This window comes from Desulfonatronum thiosulfatophilum (genome assembly GCF_900104215.1).
Classification (GTDB): Bacteria; Desulfobacterota; Desulfovibrionia; order Desulfovibrionales; family Desulfonatronaceae; genus Desulfonatronum; species Desulfonatronum thiosulfatophilum.
The window spans coordinates 313,326-324,416 of record NZ_FMXO01000001.1 but is presented as its reverse complement, the minus strand read 5'-3'; the positions used below and the strand labels follow the sequence as shown (position 1 = coordinate 324,416).

Annotated in this window: 12 protein-coding genes; 10 read left to right on the top strand and 2 right to left on the bottom strand. The window is 55.8% G+C overall.

All coding sequences use genetic code 11. From position 1 onward, the window contains the following. Positions 1-421 precede the first annotated feature (421 nt). On the top strand, positions 422-1,126 hold the full coding sequence (locus BLP93_RS17630) for a DUF6946 family protein (RefSeq protein ID WP_092116492.1): 705 nt from the start codon (positions 422-424) through the stop codon (positions 1,124-1,126). Positions 1,127-1,512: 386 nt separating this feature from the next. Here the strand turns inward: BLP93_RS17630 and BLP93_RS17625 are convergent, their stop codons facing one another. Then, entirely contained in the window at positions 1,513-1,671 is a 159-nt protein-coding gene (locus tag BLP93_RS17625) for a hypothetical protein (protein WP_425248207.1), read from the bottom strand. Between the two features lie 11 nt (positions 1,672-1,682). Between BLP93_RS17625 and BLP93_RS17620 the strand changes: the two genes are divergently transcribed. Beyond that, on the top strand, positions 1,683-1,904 hold the full coding sequence (locus tag BLP93_RS17620) for a 2-thiouracil desulfurase family protein (RefSeq protein WP_425248209.1): 222 nt from the start codon (positions 1,683-1,685) through the stop codon (positions 1,902-1,904). Further along, entirely contained in the window at positions 1,901-2,464 is a 564-nt protein-coding gene (locus BLP93_RS01525; RefSeq protein ID WP_092116490.1) for a putative glycolipid-binding domain-containing protein, read from the top strand. The genes BLP93_RS17620 and BLP93_RS01525 overlap by 4 nt, the downstream gene beginning before the upstream one ends. A gap of 123 nt (positions 2,465-2,587) precedes the next feature. On the opposite strand, the gene trxC is transcribed toward BLP93_RS01525, so the two are convergent. Next, entirely contained in the window at positions 2,588-3,019 is a 432-nt protein-coding gene (gene trxC / locus BLP93_RS01520; RefSeq protein WP_092116488.1) for a thioredoxin TrxC, read from the bottom strand. Positions 3,020-3,200: 181 nt separating this feature from the next. On the opposite strand from trxC, the gene BLP93_RS01515 reads away from it, so the two are divergent. The 7 genes from BLP93_RS01515 (at position 3,201) to BLP93_RS01485 (ending at position 11,091) form a co-directional block, all read left to right on the top strand. Then, the gene (locus BLP93_RS01515; protein ID WP_161946151.1) at positions 3,201-4,247 is read left to right on the top strand and encodes an FUSC family protein; all 1,047 of its coding nucleotides are present in this window, start codon (positions 3,201-3,203) and stop codon (positions 4,245-4,247) included. A gap of 328 nt (positions 4,248-4,575) precedes the next feature. Beyond that, positions 4,576-5,382 carry a M48 family metallopeptidase gene (locus BLP93_RS01510; RefSeq protein WP_092116484.1) on the top strand — a complete coding sequence of 269 codons (807 nt, stop codon included), beginning with the start codon at positions 4,576-4,578 and terminating at the stop codon, positions 5,380-5,382. A 193-nt stretch (positions 5,383-5,575) separates the two neighbouring features. Continuing rightward, positions 5,576-6,439, top strand: a complete 864-nt coding sequence (locus BLP93_RS01505) for a patatin-like phospholipase family protein (RefSeq protein WP_092116482.1) — start codon at positions 5,576-5,578, stop codon at positions 6,437-6,439. A 147-nt stretch (positions 6,440-6,586) separates the two neighbouring features. Further along, positions 6,587-7,255, top strand: coding sequence for a phosphatidylserine decarboxylase family protein (locus BLP93_RS01500; RefSeq protein ID WP_092116480.1), 669 nt, complete (start codon positions 6,587-6,589; stop codon positions 7,253-7,255). Continuing rightward, positions 7,252-8,013, top strand: coding sequence for a CDP-diacylglycerol--serine O-phosphatidyltransferase (gene pssA, locus BLP93_RS01495; protein WP_092116478.1), 762 nt, complete (start codon positions 7,252-7,254; stop codon positions 8,011-8,013). Before BLP93_RS01500 ends, pssA begins: the two co-directional genes overlap by 4 nt. Before the next feature lie 286 nt (positions 8,014-8,299). Next, entirely contained in the window at positions 8,300-9,835 is a 1,536-nt protein-coding gene (locus BLP93_RS01490; protein WP_092116476.1) for a 2-isopropylmalate synthase, read from the top strand. Next, positions 9,820-11,091: a 3-isopropylmalate dehydratase large subunit gene (locus tag BLP93_RS01485; RefSeq protein ID WP_092116474.1), complete on the top strand. Its 1,272-nt coding sequence runs from the start codon at positions 9,820-9,822 to the stop codon at positions 11,089-11,091. Before BLP93_RS01490 ends, BLP93_RS01485 begins: the two co-directional genes overlap by 16 nt.

Below are 11,091 nucleotides of genomic sequence, written 5' to 3'. Positions count from 1 at the left end.
TGCTGGGCGCCCTTTCTCGCTGTAGTAAACCGTAAACTCATCATCGAAGTGCTGCCAAGGGATCTGTTTAGCCAGTTGAAGCAGAGAATGATGGGGATTGAGTTGTTTCAACAAATCCGGATAGAGGAAGTTGCCTTGATTACAATTTTTCTTTTTCGCCTTCATAGTCACTCCAAAATCAGTGATTTTTCGACCGGCTTATTACAGAAATACTGCAGTAACTGGTTGAAAATGTACTACGAAATAGAAAAAATGTCAAACAATTTTAAATAGTTGATCTATTTTCAGGGCAGACTACTTAGAAGATGTCCTGGGAGAAGATGTTGAAATATTGGGGAGTTGAATTCAGGGGGGGAAATTCAATAGATTAGCTCGGTCCAATCCCAAACAATGCAGGCGTTAGGGTAAACGGAGTGTCTTTTTGAAACGAATCTTCGTACCGACCCAGAGTAGCGGCGACTGGCAGCGCTTGCTTGGCAAGCCAAAGATTCACTGGAAGAAGGGGCGTTCCGCTATGTCGGCCGCTGCGTGTTGGGAGGCTGCCGAACCGAATCTTCCTGCAGATATAAGAGCGGCCCTTGAATCTGCGAATGATCCCGCGCTTGCCGGTTTGGAGCTGCTGGTCGCAATCCCTGAATGGGAAGTTGCGCTGCCGGGGGGCGGAACTGCGTCACAGACTGACGTGATGGCGATTACTCGCAATGCGCAAGGGTTGGTCATTCTCGGGGTCGAAGCAAAGGTTGACGAGACGTTCGGTCCAACCCTGAAGGAGAAGAAGGCCCAGGCTTCGAAAGGCCAGTTGGACCGCATCGCCTTCCTTGAGCGGGAGCTGGGCCGTGATGAACCGTTCCCCGGCAGGGTCCGGTATCAACTTCTTCATCGTACCGTTTCCGCGCTACTCACCGCCCGAGCATTTCACGCTCCAGTAGCGGTAATGCTTGTCCATTCATTTTGCCCTAAATCAAGGTGGCGCGCGGACTTCTCTGCATTCTGTGATGCGCTGAAATGCCAGCCACTGAGTACAGATTTGTTTGAGACCCCCAGGATGGACAGTACTCGATTGATACTTGGGTGGTGCTGCGGCAGAGTAGAAAACCTGACAGCGGAGTGGCCAAGTTTCCTCTAACATGACGCTGCACAGGACGGGAATCCGCTGGCGCTCCTACCCGCCTGTGAGCTGACAGTTAGCCTTTCGAATGAATATGAAACAGAATCCAAATATTCTGACCATCAAGAACATTAATTGCATTAGTCACCCATCTTGCTATGACCGATTGGTCGGCAAGAACGCCAACAAATCGCTCCATGGCTCTTTCAATTGAAAAGATGGAATTGTATTGGTTTTAGAAAGTTTCAAGGGACTCTTCAGAAAGGCAAATAAGACATCAAAAAAGCGTGGGGAAAATTTTTACACTCTTCAAATAAGGCACGCCCGCGCAATGGTTGAATGAAGCTGAAGAAGAAGGTGAGGAAACAAAGAAGCCACCTCTAGAAACAGAATATTTAACTAAACTACTTGATTTTATCTGTCCCGAGGTTGAGGCCGGGATGGGCATTCCCAGAAGTCCAGCGGAAATCCTGAAAGGCGATGGGTATTGCGTGATGAATGGTGAAGCCGAAGTTGTCGATATAAACGGCGACAGGGTGACTCGATTTTTCTGTCTGGTGCATCTCGTGTCTTGGTGTTATGCAAAAAGTTCGGCATTGAAATCGCAATGCTGGCGGAATTCAGTCCATCGTGTGGAAGTTCAGCCATTTATGACGGCAGCTTCTCAGGTAAAAAAACAACTGGCATGGGCGTTACAACAGCTCTATTGCGACGACACGGGGTTCACGTGTTTAGCCAATATGAAATAGCTGATGCCAACAGGCAATTCACGCGACGAGCCTATAAGACCGTATGAACAAGTCCATTGCCGTCTTATGGCGTAGACTGGATATGCCTGGCCACGATGCTTGCCGGTTCGCACAAAGCAAGCAGGGCTGGACCTTGCGAGGCATGGCTGTATTCCTTGAAGGGAAGCAGGTTTGCCAGCTTCGCTACGAGGTACTTGCGGATCCGGCATTTCAGACACGGGAGGCGGTGGTCGCGGGATGGGTCGGCGATACGGTAGTGGACTTGCAAGTCTGTGTCATCGGTCACGGGATGTGGACAGTGAACGGTGTGGAGCAGCCACAGTTGGCAGGCTGTGTGGACCTGGATCTTGGCTTCACTCCCGCTACGAATTTCCTTCCGGTTCGGCGTCTGAGGTTGCGTATTGGTGAGGAAGCGCAAGCGCCCGCCGCTTATCTGGCTTTTCCCCAGCTGAGGTTTGAGGTTCTTCCGCAGAGCTACAAGCGGATTTCAGAAACGAAATACGAATACCAGTCGCCAAGCGCCGGCTATACTGGAACTCTGGAATTTTCCCCGCAAGGCGTCATCGTCAGCTACCCCGGTCTGTTCAGCATTGAGGGATTAAATTAACTGCGGTGCGGGAAATACGCGGGGTTGCTTGAATTCTGGAGTCAGATTATGGCTTCGGGCTTCGATTTTTAAATGAAGGACCGGCACTTCATGCGGTGCCGGATCTCTGATCAATTGGTTCCGTCAGATTTGGCCCATAACCCATTGTTCTATTTGCGAGGCGCCGACGGCTCCGGAGAATCGTGCTTTCTCCTTTCCATTCCGGAAAATGACCATGGTCGGTATTGACTGGATGCCGAATTCCTGACCGATTTGCGGCGCATCCTGGGTATTGAGCTTGGCGAGACGCACCTTTGGAAACAGGGCGCGTGCCGCTTCCTCGAAGGCCGGAGCCATCATCTTGCACGGACTGCACCAGGGCGCCCAGAAATCCACCAGAACAGGGATGTCCGTCCTGGTGATATACCGATGAAAAGAGTCCCCGGACAACTCAATGGGCCTCGGCTCGAAAAGAGGCGACCTGCACCGTCCGCAGACTCCCTTCCCGATACGATCCGAATCCACCTTGTTCACGCTGGCACAGGATGGACAGACAAGGTGCGTGCTGGAACTCATGTGAATGCCTCCATGGAAGTCTGGTGAGATTACGTGAAATAAGCGTAAAGTCGTAATGGGATCGTTGATATCCCAAGAAGATGCATATTGAGACATGCATCGTCAAGCCAAAAACGCCGGGCTTGCTCTTTCTCGGTTGAAAAGCGAAACCGGGGGGCGACGAAATAGTGGAGGTTGCCGTGTGATATCTCGAAAAACGTTGTTTACCCGGATCTCTCCGGATCATCTGCGCCATGGCCTGAAGACGGGTCTGGCCGCTGTTCTGGCGTATGCCGTGGTGTTCGTGTTCGATCTGGAATACGGCTTCTGGGGCGTGCTGTCGGCGGTGATCGTGATGCAGATCAATGTGGCCGATTCGGTCCAGATGTGCTGGTACAGGCTGACGGGCACCGTGATGGGCGCGCTGATCGGCATCGCCGCGATCCTGGCCTTCCCGGAGCCCGGCTGGCAGACGGCGCTGGGGCTTTTTCTGTCCGTGGGCTTTTGCGCCTACATGACCAGATACAACCCGCGCTACCTGATGGCGGCCATTACGGTGGTGATCATCGTGGTTGCCGGCAGCGAGGAGGAACAGCGGGTGTTGTTCGGTCTGTACAGGATTCTGGAAATCGGCATCGGCGTGAGCAGCGCCTTCCTGGTCACGGTGCTGGTCTGGCCGCGCCGCGCCGGAACCACGCTTCGGGAACAGTTGCGGTCCCATTTTGCCGAAGCGGCGCATTGCCACGATACCCTGGTGGAAGCCTTTCTTTCCAGACAGACCACAGTGAATCGGGACCTGCTGGACAATATCAGCGCCAAGTCGCTGCAGAGCAGGGAACTGCTGAACAAGGCGATTCGCCACGAGCGTCTGCTATCTTCAGAGGATACCGCCACGTTGAGCCAGAAGGTAACGGCTCTGGAAAACTGCGTCGAACAAATGCGCTCCATGCAGAACGTGCTCAATAATTTCGAAGAAGGCGAAGGGTATGACATCATCATGGCCCAGGAAGTGCGGAGTCTGGCCCGTGTGATCCGGGAAGTGATGGTTTCGATCGGAGAGGGGCGGGAAGCCGTCTTGAACGATCTGGCGGACGCGGTGCGGAGATTCGACCTGCGCCTTGAGGAACTCCGATCCGCCGGCGTCACCAAACGCTTCAACCTGCACAAGCTGCTTCAGGTTTTTTCATTCCTGCACGCCCTGGAACATACGGCCAAAGGTTTGCTGAAAATGCGGAAAAGTCCGGCTTGATCAAATGAGCATCCGGCTGCTTGGGGATGTCACCCTGTTTCTTTTAATTTTACGCAGATGAAAATCCTTATGTGTCGATCTGTGGGCAATACTCTTCGTGAAACAACTCGTTATCGTGATAGCTTTCAATTATGCAATAGGACCCGATCCGCCTTGACTTTCCTTTCCTAAAGACAACTATTTAGGATGATGATCATTCGCACTTCCGCTCGGTTGAATGGACGCCGACAAGGTCGAACCGAGTGCAGCCGAGATTAAATGATCAGTGGTTGGCGAAGGGGAACAATCCTGCGGACGCTCAAATGGAGAAAGGTCAAGGAGGCGGTTGATGCGTGAATTGCAAATAGTCATGATTTCGCTTTTGTTTCTGCTGGTCGCGGCCTGTGCCACGGTTCCCGTAACTGGGCGTACCCAGTTGCAGCTTGTTCCCTCGGACCAGCTTGCTGCCATGAGCCAGGAGCAGCACACTCACTTTATGGCCGAGCACAAGCTGTCCGGTGACGTTGAAAAAGTCAGGATGGTGAGGGAAGTGGGGCAGGACATCGCCTGGGCGGTGGAAGCATATATGCGCGAACTGGGCAGAGGGGATGATGTCGCCAATTACAATTGGGATTTCAGTCTTGTTGAGGATGACTCCGTCAATGCCTTCGCCATGCCTGGAGGCAAGGTCGTCATCTTCACGGGGATTCTCCCGATCGCGCAGAACAGAGACGGTCTCGCGGTGATCATGGGGCATGAAATCGCCCACGTGGTGGCGGATCACGGCAATGAACGAATGAGTCAGGGGCTGCTGACCCAACTGGGCGGCCTTGCCCTGGCCACGGCCTTGAGTCAACGACCGGCCGCCACGCAGGAGTTGTTCATGGCCGCATTCGGCGCCGGCGCTCAGGTCGGAGTGCTGCTGCCGTTCAGCCGGTTGCATGAGCGAGAGGCGGATCATCTGGGTTTAATATTCATGGCCATGGCCGGATACAACCCGGAAGAGGCGCCGCGGTTCTGGGAACGGATGACGGCGGAAAAAGGCGGGGCGCAGGCTCCTGAATTCTTGAGCACCCACCCGGCGGACAGCCGCAGAATCGAGGAAATTCGAAAGCTTTTGCCGGAGGCCATGGAATACTACAGGGCATCGCAGTGACGATTGTGATCCCGATTAAGCAGTATAAGCTTCATCTTGTTGATATTGAATCGAAATCTAGATAAGCCCGCATCAGGCAAATACCTGACGGTATTTATCGGTGCCTCGTTTTCATGCGGGACGCCATGTTCAATTTTAACCGCACGAGGTATCCGTTATCCGTGCGGTTTTTGCTTGTTCACGTCACGGAGAGATGATGATCGATGCCGGATTGGTGTTGGAAGGCGGTGGCTTGCGGGGCGTGTTCACCTCCGGGGTGCTCAGGCGATTCGTTGATGAGGGATTATGGTTCGCCAACATCTACGGCGTCTCCATGGGCGCGTGCAGCGGCGCAAACTATGTTGCCCGACAGCCTGAGCGGAACCGGATCGTCAATATCTCGTTCGTGAACGATTCCCGATACCTGAGCTGGATGCGGCTGCTCCGAGGCGGGGATCTGTTCGGCATGGAGTTCATCTTCAGGACAATTCCGCACTTCATCGTGCCCTTTGATTATGCAGTTTTCCGGGACAGCCCGATCACCTTCTTTGTCGGCATGACGGATTGCCTGACCGGAGAAGCCGTGCATGTGGAAAAAAAGGAATTCGCGAACACGGTGGAGGGGGTGGATACGGTGTTTCAGGCCACGGCCAGCCTGCCGCTGATCGCAAAACCGATACAATACCAAGGACGCATGGTCATGGACGGCGGCATCGCCGACGCCGTGCCTATCCGCAAAAGCATGGCTGAAGGAGATGCAAAGCGGGTGATCGTGCTGACCCAGGCGCGGGGCTACAGGAAAAAAACAAACGGCTTCCAGTTGCCGTGGCGGATCTGGTATCCTGATTATCCGGGACTGGTTCGAATATTAACCCGCCGGAACCATGTCTATAATGAGACAATGGATCTGATCGAAGAAATGGAGGTCCGAGACGAGGCATTTGTCATTCGGCCGGCTACGACTCTCGGAATTGGCCGGATATGCAGAACACCTAAGAAGCTTTATGACCTGTACGACATCGGCTATTTCGAGGCTCAGAAGCGGATGGAGGCGTTGCGAGAGTATCTCTCCCCGTAATTCATGCCCTGTTGTAAATGTGGACGCAACGATTTCGACGACTTTTCAACGACTTGTTTGACTTGCGGACCGGATTGGTTAAATAGAAAAATTCTTGCGGTTGAGGTTCGGCGAATCTAATTATTAATTCGAATAAAGAGGTAATTGATGCTTCAATCCAGACCGGGGGTCTGCAAGGAAGGGTTTCCATACATCGGGTTGGGAGTCTTCGTGACCTTGACCATGGCGATCATGGGCTGGACCATTCCGGCGCTTGTGGGTTTGATCCTGACGATTCTGACCCTGAATTTTTTCCGGGACCCCGAGCAGGTCACCCCGCGGGAACCGGGCTTGGCGATAGCTCCGGCTGACGGGAAAATCGTTTTTATCGGGCTGGCCGTTGATCCGGCAACGGGAAAGACGCGGCAGAAGGTCTCCATCTTCATGAACGTCTTCAACGTGCACGTGAACAGGACTCCCGTGACGGGGAAGGTTGAAAAAATCACCTATTTCGCCGGAAAGTTTCTGAACGCGTCCCTGGACAAGGCTTCGGAAGATAATGAACGCAACCAGTTCCGGATCGTGGACGAGTTCGGACATGGCTGGACAATGGTGCAGATTGCCGGGCTGGTGGCCCGCAGGATCGTCTGCTGGGCCGAAGAGGGTGATGAAGTGACCCGGGGCCAGCGCATCGGCCTGATCAAATTTGGGTCCAGGGTTGACCTTTATCTGCCGGAAGAATATGAACTTTGCGTGACGCAACGGCAAAAAACCTTTGCCGGTTTGACCGTCATGGCCAAGCTGAAAGCCCAACCAAATCTTCCCGAGGCATCGTGAATCGCCAGAACCAGCCGATCTGCAAAGGAGTTTACCTCCTCCCCAACCTGTTCACCACAGCCAGTCTGTTTTCCGGTTTCCTGGGAATTGTCTGGGCCATTGAAGGACTGTTCGTCCATTGCGCCCTGGCGATTCTGGTGAGCTGCGTGCTGGACGGTCTGGACGGGATGGTTGCCCGGCTGACCCGTTCCACCAGCGAATTCGGGGTTCAGTTGGATTCCCTGGCCGATCTGGTTGCTTTCGGCGTCACTCCGGCCATCATGGTCTACATGTGGCAGCTCCAGAACTACGGCCGCCTCGGCCTTGTGGCTTCCTTCCTCCTGGTGGCCTGCGGCGCGTTGCGCCTTGCCAGGTTCAACGTACAGTCTGGCAAGGTATCCCAAAAATATTTTATCGGTCTGCCCATCCCCGCGGCAGCCTGCGTGCTGGCGACACTGGTTCTGTTCAGCACCGTTTCCCCCGGCTTTCTTGAAGACAGATTCGGCGTCCTGACCCTGACTTTGGTCTATGTCCTCTCGTTCCTGATGGTCAGCAGGGTCCGGTACCTGTCCTTGAAAGAATTCGAAGGCATGCGCACGCATCCTTTCCGAACCACGGTCGTGGCCATGCTCATGCTCGTGGTCATCGCCTCCGAACCGAAGGTTATCGGGTTCATGTTCTTTCTCACCTACCTGATTTCCGGACTGGTTCTTTCTTTCCTGATTCTACCCTTTCGCAAGCTTCGTCTGCTACGGGAGTCCCCAAATGAACTCCCGTAACCAATCCTTCCCCCTCATATCCTGATTCATTTCTTGCTTCGTGAACACTTCACGGTCGACACCATCGCGTTTGGCTTCACGTGTTCAGGATTCAGGTTTTCTTCCGGAAATACGCCGCAACATTCTTTAATTTACTGCGCAAGACGATACGAGTTCAACGTCTCGTCTTGTCGGATCTTACATCCGGATATATTCGCAACTTGCTCAAGGCTTGTTGCGCAGTTACTTATGTTCGTGGCAACATGTCATTTTTTTTACATCATTTTCAATATATTGTGAGGACGTCATGAGTAATTCACGAGTTCTTTTTTTCGATACCACCTTGCGCGACGGAGAGCAGTCACCCGGCGCGACCATGAACATGCCGGAAAAGATTCGTCTGGCCAGGCAGCTTGAGTCCCTGGGCGTGGATATCATCGAAGCCGGCTTTCCCGCTGCCAGCCAGGGTGATTTCGAGGCGGTGCAGGCCATCAGCCGGACCGTCAAGGAGTGCCAGGTCGCCGGCCTGTGCCGGGCCACTCCCGCGGATATCGACCGGGCCTGGGATTCCATCAAGGACGGCGCAAATCCGCGCATCCATACCTTTCTGGCCACGTCCCCGCTGCACATGGAATACAAGCTGCGCAAAACCCCGGATCAGGTTCTGGAAATGGCTGAAGCTGCGGTGCGGTACGCGGTCAAACATACATCCAACGTGGAATTCTCGGCCGAGGACGCCTCCCGCTCGGACTGGGATTTTCTGGCCAAGGTCGTGGAACGGGTCATTGCTGCCGGAGCGCGGACGATCAACATTCCCGACACTGTGGGCTATGCCCAGCCGGACGAGTTCGGCGCCCTGATCCGCCATCTCCTGGAAAAGGTGCCCAACAGCGACCAGGCCGTGTTCAGCGTGCATTGCCATAACGACCTCGGGCTGGGAGTGGCCAATACCCTTGCGGCTCTGCGAGCCGGAGCCCGGCAGGCCGAGGTGACCTTGAGCGGCATCGGCGAGCGGGCCGGCAACGCCGCCCTGGAAGAGGTGGTCATGGCCCTGAACGTGCGCAAGGACGTCTACAACCTGACCACGAACATCAAAACCGAGCAGCTTTTTCCGTCCTGCCGACTGCTCTCCCTGATCATCGGCCGGCCCATCCCGGCGAACAAGGCCGTGGTCGGCGACAACGCCTTTGCCCATGAGTCCGGCATTCACCAGGACGGCATGCTCAAGCACCGTTCCACGTACGAGATCATGACCCCGCAGAGCATCGGCCGCTCCGGAACGGAAATGGTGCTGGGCAAGCATTCGGGCCGACACGCCCTGAAATCGCGTCTTGAGGAGCTGGGATACCGGCTGGACGAGGCCCAGCTGGACCTGGTTTTTCAGGCCCTGAAGCGTCTGGCGGACAAGAAGGAACAGATCGCCACCGAGGACATTGAGGCCCTGGTGCTGGAGGAGATCTACCGCATTCCGGACAAGTACAAGCTGGTCTACCTGAGCGTGATGTCCGGGAACATGGCCATTCCCACCGCGGCCATGAAACTGGAGGTGGACGGCGAGGAAAAACAGCTGGCGGATTTCGGCGTCGGACCGGTGGACGCGGTGTTCCACACCATTGCCAAGGTCTGCGGGCGCAACCCGAAATTGTTGCAGTTCTCCGTAAACGCCATTACCGGTGGCACGGACGCCCAGGGCGAGGTGACCGTACGCATCGAGGAAAACGGCGCCTCGGCTGTCGGACGCGGCGCGGATCCGGACATTATCGTGGCCAGCGCCAAGGCGTACCTGAACGCATTGAACCGTATCGCCAAAAAGCAGGAGGAAAAAATATGCCCCAGACCCTAGCGGAAAAGATACTGCAAGGTCACACCGACGACACGATCACCGGAGCGGGTCAGATCGTGCAGGCCAGGGTGTCGCTGGTCCTGGCCAACGACATCACCGCGCCTCTGGCCATCAAGTCCTTTGAGGCCATGGGCGCGACAAAGGTCTTCGATCCGGAAAAGGTTGTCCTGGTTTGCGATCATTTCACGCCGAACAAGGATATTGATTCGGCCCAACAGGTTAAAGTCGTCCGGGATTTTGCCAGGCGCATGGGCATCACCCATTTCTATGACGGCGGCGAATCCGGCGTGGAGCACGCCCTGCTGCCGGAACTTGGGCTGGTCGGGCCGGGAGACGTGGTGGTGGGCGCGGACAGCCACACCTGCACGTACGGCGGGCTGGGCGCGTTCGCCACGGGCATGGGCAGCACGGACGTGGCCGGGGCCATGGCCCTGGGCGAAACATGGTTCAAGGTGCCGCCGACCATCCGAGCGACGTTCACCGGAACCATGCCCCAATACCTGGAAGCCAAGGATCTGATCCTGCTGCTGATCGGCCGGATCGGCGTGGCCGGCGCCACCTACAAGGCGCTGGAATTCGACGGCCCGGTGATCCGGGACATGGACGTGGAAGGGCGGATGACCATGGCCAACATGGCCATCGAGGCCGGCGGCAAAGTCGGATTGTTCGCCGCGGACGAGAAGACCGTGGCCTATGCCCGGGCCGCGGGCCGCAAGGATCCGGCGCATATTGTTCCGGATCCCGGCGCGATCTACGAGCAGGAGCTGACCTTCGACGTTTCCGGGCTGTCGCCCCAGGTGGCCTGCCCGCATCTGCCGGACAACGTCCGGCCCGTGGAAGAAGTCTCCTCCGTGGCAGTGGATCAGGTGGTCATCGGTTCCTGCACCAATGGACGGATCAGCGATCTGCGCCGGGCGGCCGAGCTGCTCAAAGGCCGCAAGGCGGCCAAGGGGCTGCGCCTGATCGTCCTTCCGGCCACGCCCATGATCTACAAGCAGGCCCTGCGCGAGGGACTCCTGGAAATCTTCATGGATGCCGGAGCCGTGGTCGGACCGCCCACCTGCGGGCCATGTCTGGGCGGGCATATGGGCATCCTGGCGTCCGGGGAAAAGGTTCTGGCCACCACCAACCGCAATTTCAAAGGCCGCATGGGCAGCCTGGAGAGCGAGGTCTATCTGGCCGGAGCAGCTGTGGCCGCTGCCACGGCCGTGACCGGACATATCTGCCATCCAGCTGAAATCGAGAAGGGGAACTGA